This window comes from Marinobacter sp. OP 3.4 (assembly GCF_036224885.1).
Taxonomy (GTDB): Bacteria; Pseudomonadota; Gammaproteobacteria; order Pseudomonadales; family Oleiphilaceae; genus Marinobacter.
In genome coordinates, this window is record NZ_JAVVLT010000096.1 from 75,837 (window position 1) to 91,470 (window position 15,634).

At 59.0% G+C, this 15,634-nt stretch carries 16 protein-coding genes and 1 tRNA gene; 9 read left to right on the top strand and 8 right to left on the bottom strand.

Translation table 11 applies throughout. From position 1 onward, the window contains the following. The first annotated feature begins 3 nt into the window (after positions 1-3). Entirely contained in the window at positions 4-672 is a 669-nt protein-coding gene (locus RO069_RS15605) for an SGNH/GDSL hydrolase family protein (protein WP_328188797.1), read from the top strand. A 115-nt stretch (positions 673-787) separates the two neighbouring features. Then, the gene (locus RO069_RS15610) at positions 788-1,570 is read left to right on the top strand and encodes a formylglycine-generating enzyme family protein (RefSeq protein WP_328188799.1); all 783 of its coding nucleotides are present in this window, start codon (positions 788-790) and stop codon (positions 1,568-1,570) included. Here the strand turns inward: RO069_RS15610 and RO069_RS15615 are convergent, their stop codons facing one another. Further along, positions 1,571-2,644, bottom strand: coding sequence for a lipase secretion chaperone (locus tag RO069_RS15615; protein WP_328188800.1), 1,074 nt, complete (start codon positions 2,642-2,644; stop codon positions 1,571-1,573). It abuts the gene before it with no gap. A 260-nt stretch (positions 2,645-2,904) separates the two neighbouring features. Between RO069_RS15615 and RO069_RS15620 the strand changes: the two genes are divergently transcribed. Further along, positions 2,905-3,627 carry a glutamine amidotransferase gene (locus RO069_RS15620; protein ID WP_328188802.1) on the top strand — a complete coding sequence of 241 codons (723 nt, stop codon included), beginning with the start codon at positions 2,905-2,907 and terminating at the stop codon, positions 3,625-3,627. 245 nt (positions 3,628-3,872) lie between these two features. On the opposite strand, the gene RO069_RS15625 is transcribed toward RO069_RS15620, so the two are convergent. Together RO069_RS15625 and RO069_RS15630 are read right to left on the bottom strand one after the other, a co-directional pair. Further along, positions 3,873-4,877, bottom strand: a complete 1,005-nt coding sequence (locus RO069_RS15625; RefSeq protein ID WP_328188804.1) for a siderophore-interacting protein — start codon at positions 4,875-4,877, stop codon at positions 3,873-3,875. Positions 4,878-5,077: 200 nt separating this feature from the next. After that, positions 5,078-5,413, bottom strand: a complete 336-nt coding sequence (locus RO069_RS15630) for a hypothetical protein (RefSeq protein WP_328188805.1) — start codon at positions 5,411-5,413, stop codon at positions 5,078-5,080. 468 nt (positions 5,414-5,881) lie between these two features. Between RO069_RS15630 and RO069_RS15635 the strand changes: the two genes are divergently transcribed. Genes RO069_RS15635 through RO069_RS15645 form a run of 3 tightly spaced genes read left to right on the top strand, consistent with a single transcriptional unit; the run spans position 5,882 to position 8,250 of the window. Then, positions 5,882-6,763: a TIGR04255 family protein gene (locus tag RO069_RS15635; RefSeq protein WP_328188806.1), complete on the top strand. Its 882-nt coding sequence runs from the start codon at positions 5,882-5,884 to the stop codon at positions 6,761-6,763. Then, entirely contained in the window at positions 6,753-7,367 is a 615-nt protein-coding gene (locus RO069_RS15640) for a hypothetical protein (RefSeq protein ID WP_328188807.1), read from the top strand. The genes RO069_RS15635 and RO069_RS15640 overlap by 11 nt, the downstream gene beginning before the upstream one ends. Positions 7,368-7,380: 13 nt before the next feature. Next, positions 7,381-8,250: a hypothetical protein gene (locus RO069_RS15645; RefSeq protein ID WP_328188809.1), complete on the top strand. Its 870-nt coding sequence runs from the start codon at positions 7,381-7,383 to the stop codon at positions 8,248-8,250. A 102-nt stretch (positions 8,251-8,352) separates the two neighbouring features. Here the strand turns inward: RO069_RS15645 and RO069_RS15650 are convergent. From RO069_RS15650 to rpsU, 4 genes are all read right to left on the bottom strand, one after another. Next, positions 8,353-8,429: transfer RNA gene (locus tag RO069_RS15650), tRNA-Ile, on the bottom strand. 126 nt (positions 8,430-8,555) lie between these two features. Continuing rightward, positions 8,556-10,400, bottom strand: coding sequence for an RNA polymerase sigma factor RpoD (rpoD, locus tag RO069_RS15655; protein ID WP_328188811.1), 1,845 nt, complete (start codon positions 10,398-10,400; stop codon positions 8,556-8,558). A 184-nt stretch (positions 10,401-10,584) separates the two neighbouring features. After that, the gene (dnaG, locus tag RO069_RS15660) at positions 10,585-12,345 is read right to left on the bottom strand and encodes a DNA primase (RefSeq protein WP_328188813.1); all 1,761 of its coding nucleotides are present in this window, start codon (positions 12,343-12,345) and stop codon (positions 10,585-10,587) included. A 210-nt stretch (positions 12,346-12,555) separates the two neighbouring features. Further along, entirely contained in the window at positions 12,556-12,771 is a 216-nt protein-coding gene (rpsU, locus tag RO069_RS15665; protein WP_007153483.1) for a 30S ribosomal protein S21, read from the bottom strand. Positions 12,772-13,031: 260 nt separating this feature from the next. Between rpsU and tsaD the strand changes: the two genes are divergently transcribed. Further along, positions 13,032-14,084 (top strand): tRNA (adenosine(37)-N6)-threonylcarbamoyltransferase complex transferase subunit TsaD, encoded by a 1,053-nt coding sequence (gene tsaD, locus RO069_RS15670; RefSeq protein ID WP_328188815.1) that lies wholly within the window; start codon positions 13,032-13,034, stop codon positions 14,082-14,084. Here tsaD and plsY read toward each other — a convergent pair. After that, the gene (gene plsY, locus RO069_RS15675) at positions 14,081-14,674 is read right to left on the bottom strand and encodes a glycerol-3-phosphate 1-O-acyltransferase PlsY (RefSeq protein ID WP_328188816.1); all 594 of its coding nucleotides are present in this window, start codon (positions 14,672-14,674) and stop codon (positions 14,081-14,083) included. The genes tsaD and plsY overlap by 4 nt on opposite strands. A gap of 85 nt (positions 14,675-14,759) precedes the next feature. On the opposite strand from plsY, the gene folB reads away from it, so the two are divergent. After that, entirely contained in the window at positions 14,760-15,116 is a 357-nt protein-coding gene (gene folB / locus RO069_RS15680) for a dihydroneopterin aldolase (protein ID WP_328188818.1), read from the top strand. Continuing rightward, complete coding sequence (folK, locus tag RO069_RS15685) at positions 15,116-15,613, top strand: 2-amino-4-hydroxy-6-hydroxymethyldihydropteridine diphosphokinase (RefSeq protein ID WP_328188820.1); 498 nt, start codon at positions 15,116-15,118, stop codon at positions 15,611-15,613. The genes folB and folK overlap by 1 nt, the downstream gene beginning before the upstream one ends. Positions 15,614-15,634 lie beyond the last annotated feature (21 nt).

Sequence of the window (15,634 nt, forward strand, 5' to 3'; positions counted from 1 at the left end):
GTTATGTTCAAGAACAGCGTAAAGCAGTTCGGCCTTGTGGCCGTCACCTCATGCGTGGCATTCAACGTCTGGGCGATCGGTGGCGGTGGCGGTTCCAGCGCCGACAAGATGATTATTGGTGACTCCATCTTCGCGCTGTCCGGGGATATCCACAGCTACCTGGAAGACGACCTGGACGAAAGCATTGACACCCATGCCCGCAGTGGTTGCCAGGTGAACGGTGGCAGTCTGATTTGCAGCAGCCGCTATACGATTCCCAACCAGTACGACAATGCCGACAAGGATGGCATCGAGACCGTGATTATGAACGGCGGTGGCAACGACTTCCTGCTCGGTGACGGCGCCGACTGCGAGACCCAGGCCTGTGTCGAGGAAGTGCTGACCGGCATTGAGCAGACCCTGGCGGGCCTGTTCAACGACATGCAGAACGATGGCATCCAGGAGATTATCTTCCTGGGCTATTACGATACGGACGATGAGGATAATGTCGCCATCAATACCATGTCCATGGCCTACAAGGCAGCAAACTATCCCCAGATGGGTGTTGACTTCATCGACACCCGCCCTGCCTTTGCCGGCAATGAGGGCCAGTACATCAGTTCCGATGGCATTCACCCGACGGCCGCCGGCTCCCGCGTACTGGCTGACCTGATCCTGCAGGAACTCGACTGATCTGACACCTGAAACACACAAACGCCGGTGGTCGGTAACGATCACCGGCGTTTGTGCTACTGTCCCCTGTAAACAGGTTGACCGCTCCAGAGTGAAACCAGTCCGGGATCGATCCATGCCAAAGCTATTCGCACCGGTCGTGTTGGCGGCCCTGTTATGGTCGGGCCAGGGTGCCTGTTCCGAGCTGGAACAGGTGACCAACTACCTGGGAATGACCTTCAACAAGGTGCCGGCTGGTACCTTCATGATGGGCAGTGCGCCGGATGCCCCGGGCCATGAACCGGACGAGATACGTCGTCAGGTTACCCTCACCGAGTCCTTCTACCTGCAGACCACCCCGGTTACCCGTGGCCAGTGGCTGGCGCTTGTTGATGGGGTGCCCTCCGCCTTTCCCGAGTGTGGTGACGGGTGTCCGGTGGACGGTCTCAGGCCTGAGTGGGTGGACTGGTATATCAATGCCCTGAGCGAGCAGGATCCGGAGTGGGACTACCGCCTGCCCACCGAGGCGGAGTGGGAGTACGCCGCCAGGGCCGGCACCGAGGGGCCCTACTACACCGGGAACTGCCTCACCCACCAGCAGGCCAATGTGTCCGGCAAATCCGTGCTACCGGGATGCGAGAGCTTCCCCGGCTCCGACGGACCGGGACCCGTGGCACAGTACGCCCCCAACCCCTGGGGATTCCATGACATGCTGGGCAATGCCTGGGAGCTCTGCGCGGACTGGTACGGCCCCTACGAGAAGGGGCCAGTGACGGATCCCAGGGGGCCAGAGGAGGGCCGGCACCGGGTAATCCGTGGTGGAAGCTGGCACTTCCAGGCCATCCATGCCCGGGCCGCCAACCGTTTCCGGGCCATCAGTGACATTGCGGGGTTCCGACTGGTGGCGGTGCCTGAGTAATCACTCGCGGTCGATCTCGGCCTTGAGGTACTGGGGCAACCAGTTTTGGGCGGCTTTCACCTCCTCTTCGGTGAAGTAGGTCGCCATCAATCCCTCGACCTGCTGGGCCTTCTCATCCTCTGTCAGCCCGGCGGCGAGAATGGTGTCCCGCTGTTGGGCGAACTGGTCATAGCGGTTCTGCCAGTCCTGCCGGTCACTGCCGGTCAGGTCCCGTGCGGCGACCAGCCCCAGGGTCTGCTGTTCCAGGTAGTTACGGGTGTCCTCGCTCAGCCCCATGGATTGCCAGTCCTGGCGCTCCGACCTGAGGTTCTCGACCGCGTCGGTGCCCTCACTGTTCACCAGCAGGGCACCGGAACGCAGGTCGTCCCGTAAGCGGTTGAGAGCCTCCTGGCGCTGCTCCCGGCTGAGCTCCGGGTCGGCACGGACTTCCTCCATGGCAATCAAATAGCGCTGGTGGGCATCTTCGCCGGCAAACAGCTGGCTGGCGGTGAGTGGCCCCATGTGCTCCCGGCGCAGTGCAATGGTGCGTTCCAGCTCCTCCCGGGGGCCAAGGTCCTCCAGTTCAGCCCACTCGGCCTCCGCTGCTGTCAGGGCCTTGCGGTAGTCGATATAGTCGCCCAGGATTCTTGCAGCCTGGGCCCCGGTGTCACCCGCCAGGCCCGCTTCCACATAGAGTTTCAGGTCCTCCAGGGTGTCCGGACCGGCATTCTCCAGGCCCTGGAAGGCCTGGCGCAGGGACACCAGGGCTATCTCGTCCAGTACCAGGTCGCCGTTCCCGTCAATGGCAATATTGGCGAGGGCGTGCTGGAGCCTGTCCAGACTGATTTCCGGCTCGGCGGAGTCAGCCTGTTCCGGAGCCGCCTGTGATGGCGTCGCACTCTCCGCCGGAACGCCGGCAGAGGCCACGGGCTCCTGCCACTGGCTGGCAATGGTCCGGTCGGGGCGGACGGTGTCCCCCGGCGAAGTCCAGGATGGCGTGGACCTGGGCGGATCAGGCCAGAGCATCCACACCCCCAGCAGGATCAACGGCGAAATCACGGCTGCCAGCCACCATCCATCACGGTTTCGTGCCACATCCCTCTCCCATTACTATTGTTATGTCCACTGCCCTTGTGGTGTCACGTCTGGACTGCTCGGCCCATTTTACTTCCAGATCCACGATGGTAGGAGGTCCCATACCGGGTGACTATGACATGAGTAGCAGTTAAGTCATTAAATGGGGGCAACCAACCGGCGGCTATTGCGACAGACTGGGAAAGGCTGGGACCGGAGGACCATGTTATATTGAGGCTTTTCCACACCCAGCCACTGTTAGCGAGGAGCCCAGTCAGTCCATGGCCAGCTTTCTGATTCTCAAGACCGGATCCACCTACCCGACCATCCGCCAGACGTTTGGCGATTTTGAGGACTGGTTTCTGCGACACCTGGAAGGGGTGGCGGACCTGGTGGTCAGGGATGTCACCCGGGAAGGGCCTCCGGACTCCGTGACCGACTGGCAGGGAGTTGTCGTTACCGGCTCTCCCGCCATGGTGACCGAGCGGGAGTCATGGAGTGAGCAGACCGCTGCCTGGCTGAGGGAGGCCGTTGGGCAGGACGTGCCCGTGCTTGGTGTGTGCTACGGTCACCAGCTCCTGGCCCATGCCTTTGGCGGTCGGGTGGGTTTCCGTGAGCAGGGCAGGGAATCCGGGACCTTCCAGATAGGGCTGAATACCGATGGCGAACGGGACCCATTGCTGGGCCAGTTGCCGACTGAATTTCCCGCCCACCTGACCCATGCCCAGTCGGTGCTGGAACTGCCCGCGGCAGCCAGGCTACTGGCCCGGTCGGACGGAGAGCCCCACCAGGCCTTCCGCATCGGGCAACATGCCTGGGGCGTGCAGTTTCACCCGGAGTTTGACGAGCACATCATGAAGGGCTACCTGGAAACCCAGGCCCGTGACCTGGAAGGGGAAGGGCAGGACCCTGCGGCCCTGCTGGCCAACGTCAGGCAGACCCCGCAGGCCACCAGCCTGTTGCGACGGTTTGCGGACTACGCCCGTTCCCGGGACAGCGCCTGAGGCGGCTTCCGTCCGGCCCTGGTGCGGGTGTCCGCATCGTTGTAGGTACTTATTGATCCGAAATTGGTTAGCTACGTATATTAATCACATACAGTCATTGCGGCGATCTGCATGTGATTGTTGGACGATAGTTTCTGGCCGGCTCCTTGCCGGCCTTTTTTATGGGCGGGCACCGCAGTCGAATGATGACTGTCCAAAGTAGAAGGAACCTGGCAGCTTGCCATTCCGGGAATGGTTCAAGGATATCAGCCTTGATTCCAGTAGGTGGCGGCCACGAATTCGCCCTTGGCGAGGCCCCGATCCAGCAGGATGGAACGGGCGGACAGCGCTTCGGCCTTCTCCCCGGCAAAGAACACATGACGACTGGTCTGCGGTAGCGCCATGGTCGAGAGCGCATCAAGCGGGGTTTCACCGCTGCTCCGCAGCACCCAACGGACATTGACGCCCTTGGGATGGGAGAGTGGCTGGATGTCATCCTGTTCCGGTACGAAAATCACCGCCTCCCCCTGCAATGTCTCCGGTGCTGCGGCCAGCATCCGGGCGATGGCGGGCAGGGCGGTTTCGTCCCCGATAAACGCCCGCCACTGGGCGTCTCGCTGCCCGTTCTCTCCGCCCGGCCCGGTCAGCGCAATTTCATCTCCCGGCTGCACCTTCTCCGTCCATTCAGTCACCCGGCCACCTTCATGGAGGAAGACATCAAAGCTCAGCGTTGCGGCTTCTCCCCGGCAGACAATATCCCGTGTCGTATAGACGGGGCGGTGCCAACTACCGGGGCCTCCGGGCCACTGGGTAACGCCCCGCTCATTGACCTCGGGCCATCCCGCGCCTTCCGGACCAAACAGCAACCGGAAATGCAGCCCACCATGGGCGAAACGGGCCAGATCCGGCCCATCCAGGGTAACCCGCCGGTAGGACGGGGACAGGTCCAGGATCTCCACCACCCGCGCAATGGAAAGGTTCGCCGGCTGCCGGCCAGCGGAGGCACCCTCCCACGACGGCGCGAGGCCATGGGCGGTAAGCTGCTCCGTGAGCAGATCACGAAGCATCTGCAGGTTCCCCGCATTCGCCGCTGCAACCCGAACGCTCGTGCCCGACTTCTCGGGGCCAACGCGAATCTCGCCGTGGTCAAGAGACACCAGAAGCGTTCCGCCTTCATCAGCCACCGGGAGTTCCCAGGCGGTCGCCATCTGCCGAAAAGCGGGAATGGCCTGATCTACGGGAAAGGCGAGAAAGGTGGAGGTACGGTTCATGGATGCGTCGCTATATCGGGAGGATGTTTGGAGTCCAGCGGGATCGCTTTATAACTCTGGGGATAATACGCAAGAAACAACGTAAATGAAAATCAATGCTATTGGGGGGCTGGCCGTAAGACTGCGGGTGCAGTCATGCGCATTTGACCATGGGTTTCCGAACTATAGTTTCGGAGAGGGGCTCGTCCTGAATGGTAGGTTCAGGCCGCAGTTTTATCGAACTGGCGTTTGTAGTGCCGCGTCTGGAAGGGAAGCAAGGCTTTCATAAACGGACGCAGATCGTGATCGAGGCCCCAGGATTTTGCCAGGCCATCGACACGTTCGCGAGACAAACGTTCCGGCAACTTTGCCTTGGTTTCAGCGGCAACGGTTTGCAGCCCTTTCTTCTGCTCGGCACTTAGACGGTTGAATCTGGAGAGACGATCAACCAAGTAGCCGGCCAGGCGTCGCTCCTCCGGAGGTAACCCCGAAAGTCTCGGGACATAACCCTGATGCCAGACCTCAAGAGCTGCTTTCACAACTTCTTGGTCTATCACACGGTCGAGTCCTTTATGTGCGACGTGAAGCAAGGAATTCATGAGGGATCTGCGTTGGCTATTTTGTATACGTTTTTATAACGTGGGCAATGTTTCCTGCCAATCTGTCCAGGTTGCCGGGATAGTACTTACGGGCCTCTTCAGCCCGGCATTTGAACTCATCGATGGATGGGCCATGATCAAACAGCGTGTGTATATCATCGATGTCTTGGTCGCCATAGCGCCCGAGTTTCGATACAGCCAGGTCCATTTTCTGTGGAGCCAAGGAAAGTTTGAAGTTGCCCGCAAGCCGCGCCCAAGATCACGCGGTGCTAAATTGCTGTTGGGAGGGGCCCTGAGCGTGGCTCCTGCGATGATGTGCTCTCCTTAATGGTAAAAGGACCGTTAGTGGGCTATGGTGGCGGGGAGTGTAAAAAAAGGTGTAAAATTTCACCTCACTTTGGGTACCAGCATCGCGAAAGGTAAAAAATGAAACGAATCTTGGCTCAAGCCCCTCTCGTGCACGCGGTCATACATCTGCGATTTTCTGACGTCCCGGCGCTTACGGCGGCAACTCCAGAGCTGCTTCATGAGCTGCACGTTAATATGATTGAAAAAGGCTTTTCAGAAAACATCGAGAGCCAGGCAGAGCTGGTGGATGTAATGATTGATCCTACGACCCAACAGGTTCGACAGCGAAAGCAGCAACGAAAGCGCTACCTCTACAGAGCAGCCGGTGAACAGGATATTTTCGAGATCTCTCAGAACACCATCGTTTTGAAGAGTACAAATTACTCAACTTTTGAGATGTTCAGCGGGACGTTTAAAGAGCTATTAGGTATCTGTCGTGATGTTATTCCGGGCTTGGAAAAATCACTGTTAAAAAGTATCGGGTTGAGATACGTCGATGTAATCGCACCTTCCAACGGTAGGCAATTGCGAGAATTTATCTCGGAAGATATTCTTCCTGCGCATCTCGAAGCACTTGACGGAAGAAGGCATATCCATGGATTTACAGTCAAACAAGCGGAGACTTCTCCCGGTCAAACTATAAAAGTTGGGTTTGAAGAGCTGCCGAGTAATGATGGAAAAATTCAGAAAGTGTTGCCAGATAATCTGGTGGAAGCTGATAAGAGATGTGCGTTGCTCATTAAGGGGTACCGAGAATGGCTGAATGTATCTGGTGAGACCTATGGGATTCTTGATGTTGACCATATAAAGAACTTTAGCGGTAGTCCAGTGTTCGATATAGAGAGTATTGTTGCGTCTCTTGAGCCTCTGTACGAAGATGCAAACAAAGTGTTTTGGGGCGCAATTTCCGAAGATGCTAAGGAGGCTTGGGGGTATAAGGAGGTAGAAAGTGTGGAGTAACGTTAATGGCGTCGCCACGGCGGCGGTAGCGGGAGCCTTCCTCTTCTCATCGCATGCAGCTGATTCTGAGGTGTTTCTGGATGAGCTGACCGAGCCAAGAGCTTATGTCGTAAACTTTGAGGGTGACTATTGGAGTAGTGCCAATTTTGAAGAAGGCAATAATCTTAATGAGGAAGGGGGAGGGGAAGAAGGTGCTCTAGGTATTGGCGATGTCATCCGAGCAACAAAGATCTCACTTGGTCTACCAAATAAGGATATTGCGCAAATCTTTGGTGTGACCAGACAGACACTCTATTCATACTCAAAAGGACAAGATTCGGAGCGAACTGCAAATACTCAAACTCGCCAAAGAGTCTTCCAACTGAGACCTATAATTCAGGGCTTGGCTCAGATTCTTCCCAAGAGCCCTGGAGCGATGGCTAAAAATTATTCGATAAATGGTGTTACCCTGTTTGATCTTTTAGTGCAGGAAGAGCTCGACTCTGAAGCGATTACTAATGTGGCAGCCGCCATCGGTGAGAAGCTTAATCAGATTTCAGATTACAGCTCTCGATCTTCGGTATCTGGTGACGAGTCGCTTCACGAGCTAACCCGTCATACGTAAGGAGCGCTTTGTCGTGAGTTCGATGGGGCAAAGGCTTTTGCATGAGGTTGGGCTTCGTCAGGGTACCTATTTTCGAGTTAGCGATGTAGGTCATGATGTTTGTTTGGCATGGCTGAGCTCTCTCGCCAGACCAGATCTTCGAGGGCGTGCGAAGCTGATGCCGGAAAATGCGATTTTGGCCGTAATATCTCAGGATTGCGATATTGCCTGCCGAACAGACGGCATGGATCCCTGCGTGGAGCTGTATGTGTTGCGTCCAATAAGGGATCGCGACGTTTTTCATGGTAATCAGTTTGTCCAGAGTGTCAGGAAGCTGCAGTTGAACATAGAAGGTCAGTGGTATGAGGCAAAGGCCGAAGCTGCCGTTACTGTAGACAAAGGTGAGCTATTAGAGGTTTTGAGAGGCGTCGAGCTGGCGAAAATGCCGGAGATTGATCGCCAATGCTTTGTACGATGGCGCACAAATCGTTACTCAAGGACGGCGCTACCGGATAAATTTAACGAACATTTGTTCAAGGTCCTGCCTGAAGCTCTATCACGTCTAGATGGTATAGCGAAAGTTGAGGGGGATGAGGGTAGGAGCTATATCAGGGCTTTGTATGTCTGGCTTGACCCAGTATCTGAGGCTGATTATTACGATTTTGAGCTCTTTGCTCTGCTTCGAAACGATGTCGGCGATGAAGTATTAGCTGCAATCCAAGATGCTGTTGAAGAGTTCGCCGAGAGGTTGAGCGACATTTCCGGATTTAATGACCTTAGTGAGATGTATGCTGACCGTGATGGTCAAACCGCTGTTTCTTACCTCACAAACTTTGTGAAGCTTAATGTAGATGCCGAATCGCTCAAGTCTGGTGACTTAGATACTGGCGTCGATCCAGTCTAGAGTTCTTGGCTCTCTGTTGGCCAGATTTTTCCTGTTTGCTTACAAAACAAGGTTTTAGGAGTAACAAGGCCCGCACGTTGCGGGCTAAGTCATTCAAAATAGTGGTGGGCCCAGCTGGACTCGAACCAGCGACCAAAGGATTATGAGTCCTCTGCTCTAACCAACTGAGCTATAGGCCCAAAGACGTTGTTCCAGCAGTTTAACCAACTGAGCAATAAGCTCTTTCTGGAATTTTTGCCCTGCCGGAAACAAAGCGGGCGCCATTATACCGTTGAGGCATGGCGCCCGCTACTGTGTTGGCCGGTTTAACCGTTGCCCTGGTCGTCGATAAAGCCGCGCAGGTGGTCAGACCGTGACGGGTGACGCAGTTTGCGCAGGGCCTTGGCTTCGATCTGACGGATCCGCTCCCGGGTGACGTCGAACTGCTTGCCGACTTCTTCCAGGGTGTGGTCGGTGTTCATCTCAATACCGAAGCGCATGCGCAGTACCTTGGACTCCCGGGCGGTAAGGCCGGCGAGGACGGAGCGGGTGGCTTCCCGCAGGCCTTCGGCGGTGGCGGAATCCACCGGCGAGAGGGCCTGGATGTCCTCGATGAAATCCCCCAGATGGCTGTCTTCGTCGTCGCCGATGGGGGTTTCCATGGAGATCGGCTCCTTGGCGATCTTCAGCACCTTGCGGATCTTGTCCTCGGGCATCTCCATTCGCTCGCCCAGCTCTTCCGGGGTCGGCTCGCGGCCCATCTCCTGCAGCATCTGGCGGGAGATGCGGTTGAGCTTGTTGATGGTCTCGATCATGTGCACCGGAATCCGGATGGTGCGGGCCTGGTCCGCGATGGAGCGGGTGATGGCCTGCCGGATCCACCAAGTGGCGTAGGTGGAGAACTTGTAGCCACGACGGTACTCGAACTTGTCCACCGCCTTCATCAGACCGATGTTGCCCTCCTGGATCAGGTCCAGGAACTGCAGGCCACGGTTGGTGTACTTCTTGGCAATGGAGATAACCAGACGCAGGTTGGCCTCCACCATTTCCTTCTTGGCGCGACGGGCCTTGGCCTCACCGATGGACACGCGGCGATTGATTTCCTTGATGTCCGGGATGGCCAGGTCCACTTCGCTCTGCACGTTGGCAATGCGCTTCTGCAGACGGACGATCTCGTCCAGGCGCTCGCTGATGGCGGCGGCGTAAGGCTTGCGGGAGCGGGCGATCTTCTCGGCCCAGTCCAGGTTGGTCTCGTTGCCGGGGAAGGACTTGATGAATTCCTTCCGGTCCATGCGGCACTCACGCACGCAGATCTTCATGATGGCGCGTTCATTCTCACGCACCAATTCGTTGGTGGAGCGAACGACGTTCACCAGTTCCTCAAACGCCTTGTTGCCCAGCTTGAAGGGGGCGAAGACCTGACCGAGTTCGTTCAGGGCCTCCTGGGTCTTCTTGTGGGCGCGACCGTGCTTCTCCAGATTCTTTTCGGCAACGGCCAGCTTTTCCCGCAGCAGTTCGAAGCGCAGGCGGGTTTCCTCGGGATCCGGGCCGCTTTCCTTCTCTTCTTCGGAATCGTCGTCATCGTCGTCGCTGGACGAGGTGTCATCGTCGGAGGAGGTGTCGGTGGTGTCCTCGCCCATGAAAGGCTCGGCATCGTCCGGGTCGAGGAAGCCGGATACGATGTCGCTGATGCGGCCTTCATTCTCGATAATGCGATCGTAGGCCTGGATCACGGTGCCGGCGGTGCCCGGGAAGTGGGCAATAGCGGCCATTACATCGCGGATGCCTTCCTCGATGCGCTTGGCGATAACGATCTCGCCTTCCCGGGTCAGCAGTTCCACGGTGCCCATTTCACGCATGTACATGCGCACCGGGTCGGTGGTGCGGCCGGCATCGGATTCAACGGCGGCAAGGGCAGCGGCGGCTTCGGCGGCAGCGGCTTCGTCGGCGGTGGAGTCGCCCTCGGTCATGAGCAGGGTGTCAGCGTCAGGGGTTTCCTCGCTGACCTGGATGCCCATGTCATTAATCATGCGGATAATGTCTTCTACCTGATCCGGATCCGCGATATCCTCAGGCAGGTGGTCATTGACCTCGGCGTAAGTCAGGTAACCTTGCTCCTTTCCTCGGGCAATGAGGTCTTTCAAACGGGATTTCTGAGAATTGCCTGACATAGACACCCTGTGAACTTGATGGTAAAAAGGAAAAAAGTTAAACAACCATTATAGCTGTCGCGGGAAACGACTGCCACCGGATGGTTAGATGGTGATCAGTGGTTTCGGTTTCAAGTCGTGGCCGAAAAAAATCCTTTGCTTCCAACCTTCTTTTGCCAAACCCCCTGATTTCATAAGCACTTTCTCAAGCACTGTCAGTGTTTTTGCTGATGCGCTGGAAGTATGCCTTGAACTGCTGTCGTTCTTCTTCTGATAGCTCCGAAGCTCTGACGAGATTTTTATCTCGTAATGCGCTTGAGTGCCGCTTTCTGCGGCTCTCGTCATTAGGTGAAAGCATAGATTGAGCGCTGTCTATCGCCTCGTGGCGCGATGGTATATGTTCAATGCCGTCAAACAGTGACTGAAAACGCTGTTGCTCGTCTGGCGAGCGTGCCAGCCGCTGATAAACCTGCGCCCGGGTTTTAAGTTCATTCTCTGTTAGCCAGTCAGCAAACGCGGCAGCCCGGTCGAGCTGGCGATCCTGGCGGCAAAAGTCCTTCAGTTCGCTGGCCATTTCTGGAGCTTCAAGCATGGCCGCGCACAGCATGTGGTTCTTGCTCAGGCGCACTGGTACCCGTTCCTCGGAAACGCCCCCTGCGGAAGGGCCGTTCTGCCGGTAGCCATCACGGTTACCCTTGTTGTTCTGCCATACCGGTCGGGGTGGCCGGCACAGCCGCATCATCTCCTGCCACATGGCATTGCGCAGGCTGCCCATGGGCATGCGGCTCAGCAGCGGTTCCACCCGGGAGCGCAATTCCCCCTGGTTTTCCGGCAGGCTCAGGTCGAGACCTTCCTGCATCCGGTCGAACAGATACCGGGACAGGGGTTTCGCCTGGCCGATGCGTTTTTCGAAGGCCTCGGCCCCTTCCTTGCGGATCAGGGTGTCCGGGTCTTCCTTGTCTGGCAGCATCAGGAACTGCAGGTGAATGCCGTCGGTCAGCAGCTCCAGAGCGTTCTCCATGGCCCGGTCCGCGGCCCGGTAACCAGCGGTGTCGCCGTCAAAGCAGAACACCAGGTGCCGGGTCTGCTTCAGCAGCGCGGCCAGGCTGTCCTGGTTGGTGGCGGTGCCCATGGCGGCCACCGCGTAGTGGATGCCGTACTGGGCCAGGGCGATGACATCCATGTAGCCTTCCACCACCAGCAGTTTGTCGACGCGGCGCAGTGCCTGGCGCGCCTCGAACAAGCCGTAGATCTCCCGGCTCTTGTGGAACGCGTCCGACTCCGGCGAGTTGATGTATTTGGCCTTGTCATCCCCCAGGGTGCGGCCACCGAAGGCCACCGTCCGGCCCCGGGTATTGCGGATCGGGAACATCACCCGGTTGCGGAACAGGTCCCGGGGCCGGCCATATTTGTCCGATACCGTGCCGGTCTCGATCAGCGGCTTGCGCAGTTCGTCGCTGGCGGCGTTGTACAGGGCCGTGCCGGCGCCGGGGGCAAACCCGATCTGGTACATCTCGATGACCTGCGGGTCCAGGCCCCGCTCGGTCAGGTATTCCCGGGCCAGGGAGCCTTCCGGGCTGGCCAGGCGATTGCGGTAGAACTGGTTGGCGAAGTCCAGGGCATCGGTCAGGGTCTTCGCCTGTTTGATCTGTTCGCTGGCGACCCGGTCATAGGGCACTTCCAGGCCGGCGCGGCGGGCCAGTTCCTCCACTGCGGCGGTAAAGTCCAGACCCTCGAACTCCCGCACGAAGCTGATGGCATCGCCATGGGCCCCGCACCCGAAACAGTGATAGAAGCCCTTGTCCGGCCGGACATTGAACGACGGGGTCTTCTCATCGTGGAAAGGGCAGCGGGCCTTGTAGTTGGCGCCGGCCTTCTTGAGGGTGATGCGGGAGCCAATGAGCTCGGCAAGATCCGTCCTGTCCAGCAGGTCTTCGATAAAACGCTGGGGGATCAGTCCGCTCATGCCTACTCCGTCTTGGATCTGAAAGGCTGTTGCTGTACCGGTACTTATTATCCAGAAAAGCTTATCGGGCACAGCGCAAAATGCCGTCGGAGCCATGCCCCGACGGCATTTCAATGTGCGCTCATCTCTCGGTTTTACCAGTATGGAGCCGACAGATGTGTCGCGCCATGAACGGGTTCAAAACCCTGACGTGCAGGGCCTGGACCGCTCTTAGTACAGGCGCTCGAACTTGCGCTGTTCCCGCTGAAGCTTCTTGAGATGACGCTTGACGGCAGCGGCAGCCTTGCGCTTGCGAACAGCGGTCGGCTTCTCGTAGTGCTCGCGACGACGCACTTCGGAAAGCACGCCTGCTTTCTCGCAGGAACGCTTGAAACGACGCAGCGCTACGTCAAACGGTTCATTCTCTTTCACTTTAACAGCTGGCATTAACAATCACCTACCTTGAATTCGGTTAGAAATATCGGACAAAAATCGGCCAGTCCTATTTAAGGCCGGCAATGATAGCGCCTGGACTACGCCACCGTCAATTACCTGGTGAAATTATCGGCAGGCTTTTATTGGACAGGGGAGCCTCCTGAAAGGTCCGGATCTACCGATGGATCCGGGCCGGCATTCAGGACTTTTCCGGGGGTTCCCTGCTAGAATGCCGCCAATTTCACCACCAAGTTACCCGAGGTACCGGCCCCATGCTGATTCTGGGCATCGAAACTTCCTGCGACGAGACTGGCGTGGCCCTCTATCACAGCGAGCGCGGCCTGCTGGCGGACGCGCTGTTCAGCCAGACCGACATGCACGCGGACTACGGCGGCGTGGTGCCGGAACTGGCCTCCCGGGACCATGTCCGCAAGCTGCTGCCCCTGTGCGATGAGATCCTGGGCAAGGCGGGCTGTCAGCGGCGGGACATTGCGGGAATTGCCTACACTGCCGGGCCGGGCCTGGTGGGGGCATTGATGGTGGGCGGTTCCGTGGCCCATGCCCTGGGGCTGGCCCTGGATGTGCCGGTACTGGGGGTTCACCACATGGAAGGCCATCTGCTGGCGCCGATGCTGGAGGATAACCCGCCGGCGTTCCCGTTCGTGGCCTTGCTGGTGTCCGGTGGTCATACGCAACTGGTAAAGGTGGCCGGAATCGGCGAGTACCAGTTGCTGGGGGAGTCGGTGGACGATGCCGCCGGCGAGGCCTTCGACAAGGCGGCCAAGATGCTGGAACTGGACTACCCCGGCGGCCCTCGCGTCGCCGCCCTGGCGGAACAGGGGCGGGAAGGCGTGTACCGATTCCCCCGCCCGATGACCGACCGCCCGGGCCTGGAGTTCAGCTTCAGTGGCCTGAAGACCTTTACCCTGAATACCGTTACCGCCGAGAAGAAGGCCGGTAACTGGAACGACCAGACCCGGGCCGATATCGCGCTGGCCTTCGAGAGCGCGGTGGTGGATACCCTGGTGATCAAGTGCCGACGGGCCCTGGAGGCGGCGGATTGCGACCGCCTGGTGATGGCCGGCGGCGTCAGCGCCAACCGGCGGCTACGGGCCGCCCTGGAAGCCATGGCGCGGAAGAAACAGGCGACCGTCTTTTATGCGCGCCCCGAATTCTGTACCGACAATGGCGCCATGATCGCCTATGCCGGCTGCCAGCGACTGCTGGCCGGTCAGCGGGACGGCGACCGTATCGTGGCGAAGCCCCGCTGGCCGATGGATACCCTGCCGGGGCTCGCGGAAGAGCGTTTGGAGGGTTTGAGCTAGAAGCGGCTTTCCCGCCCCTGGGCCAGGCGGATCAGGTTGTTGCGGTGGCGTATCACGATAACGATGGCCAGCAGGCCGAACATGGGCAGGGTGTCCGGTTCCAGCAGGGCGCTGATCACCGGTCCGGAGCCCAGGGCAATGATGGAGGCCAGGGCGGAAATCCGCCAGCGCCACACGATCAGCAGCCAGATCAGGGCCAGCAGGATGGTGGTGAGCGGTGCCAGCACCAGGCCGCAGCCCAGGGCCGTGGCCACGCCCTTGCCGCCCTGGAAGCGGTACCAGAGGGGTACCATGTGACCGGTGACGGCGCACAGGGCCACCATGGCCTGGGCGAACACTGAAAAGCCGAAGGTCTGGGCCAGCCATACCGGCAGGGCGCCCTTGAGGGCGTCCAGCAGCAGGGTGAGGGCCGCCGGCAGCGGACCGCCACTGCGGTAGACATTGGTGGCGCCGGGGTTGCGGGAACCAAGCACCCGCGGGTCCGTCAGCCCGGACAGCCGGCAGATGGGAATGGCAAACAGTATCGACCCCGCCAGGTAGGCGAGGGCGCAGATGGCAATAAGCAGGAGTGGCTGGTTGGCTACGTCCATGGTCTGTGGGGCTGCTGAAGTCCGAAACCCACGACCTTATCCCGTTGGCGACGGCGGTTCAATCGGATTCTGGAGAGACAAGGGTTTGACCGACAGTGTATTGATCGAAGGCCTGGCCGTGGAGACGGTGATTGGCGTCTACGACTGGGAGCGGGAGGTCCACCAGGAGCTGCGCCTCGACCTGGAGATGGCCTGGGACAATCGCCCGGCAGCAGCCTCCGATGACGTGGGGCAGGCGCTGGACTATGCTGCCGTAAGTGACCATGTGCAGCGGTTCTTCGAGCAATGCCAGCCGGCGTTGCTGGAGACCGCGGCCGAGAAACTGGCCGGCGACCTGATGGCCACCTTTGCCATCCCGGCAATCCGCCTGACCCTGTGGAAGCCGGGGGCGGTGCCCACGGCCCGTCAGGTGGGCGTACGCATCCAGCGGGGTGACTGGTGATGGGCGATACCGTGGAAGTGTTCATCGGTGTGGGCAGTAACGTGGACCGGGAGCGCCATATCCGCGCCGGCCTGGATGCCCTGGCCCGGACCTTCGGTGAGTTGCAGGTGTCGCCGGTCTACGAGAGCGAGGCGGTGGGATTCGATGGTTCGCCCTTCTTCAACCTGGTGGTGGGGCTGACAACCGACAAGACGGTGGCGGAATTGAGCCAGTGCCTCAAGGCCATCGAGTTGGACCACGGGCGCAGGCCCGATGCCAAGCGTTTCAGCCCCCGTACCCTGGACCTGGATATCCTCACCTATGGCGATCTGGATCGGCCCAGGGATGGTGTTGATATTCCCCGGGCGGAAATTCTCGAGAATGCCTTTGTACTTCGGCCCCTGGCGGAGCTGGCGGGGGATCGTATCCACCCGCTGGACGGGCGCAGCTATCGGGAGCTGTGGAACGCCTATCGCAGTGGCCAGAAACTGTGGCCAGCAGACTTCCGCTGGCGCTAGTCTCCTCTACCAACTATCCCG

Excerpts from the sequence above, each read along its gene's own strand:
- RO069_RS15605 (WP_328188797.1), top strand. The coding sequence starts at position 4 with ATGTTCAAGAACAGCGTAAAGCAGTTCGGCCTTGTGGCCGTCACCTCA.
- RO069_RS15610 (WP_328188799.1), top strand. The coding sequence starts at position 788 with ATGCCAAAGCTATTCGCACCGGTCGTGTTGGCGGCCCTGTTATGGTCG.
- RO069_RS15620 (WP_328188802.1), top strand. The coding sequence starts at position 2,905 with ATGGCCAGCTTTCTGATTCTCAAGACCGGATCCACCTACCCGACCATC.
- RO069_RS15625 (WP_328188804.1), bottom strand. The coding sequence starts at position 4,877 with ATGAACCGTACCTCCACCTTTCTCGCCTTTCCCGTAGATCAGGCCATT.
- RO069_RS15635 (WP_328188806.1), top strand. The coding sequence starts at position 5,882 with ATGAAACGAATCTTGGCTCAAGCCCCTCTCGTGCACGCGGTCATACAT.
- rpoD (WP_328188811.1), bottom strand. The coding sequence starts at position 10,400 with ATGTCAGGCAATTCTCAGAAATCCCGTTTGAAAGACCTCATTGCCCGA.
- dnaG (WP_328188813.1), bottom strand. The coding sequence starts at position 12,345 with ATGAGCGGACTGATCCCCCAGCGTTTTATCGAAGACCTGCTGGACAGG.
- rpsU (WP_007153483.1), bottom strand. The coding sequence starts at position 12,771 with ATGCCAGCTGTTAAAGTGAAAGAGAATGAACCGTTTGACGTAGCGCTG.
- tsaD (WP_328188815.1), top strand. The coding sequence starts at position 13,032 with ATGCTGATTCTGGGCATCGAAACTTCCTGCGACGAGACTGGCGTGGCC.
- plsY (WP_328188816.1), bottom strand. The coding sequence starts at position 14,674 with ATGGACGTAGCCAACCAGCCACTCCTGCTTATTGCCATCTGCGCCCTC.
- folK (WP_328188820.1), top strand. The coding sequence starts at position 15,116 with ATGGGCGATACCGTGGAAGTGTTCATCGGTGTGGGCAGTAACGTGGAC.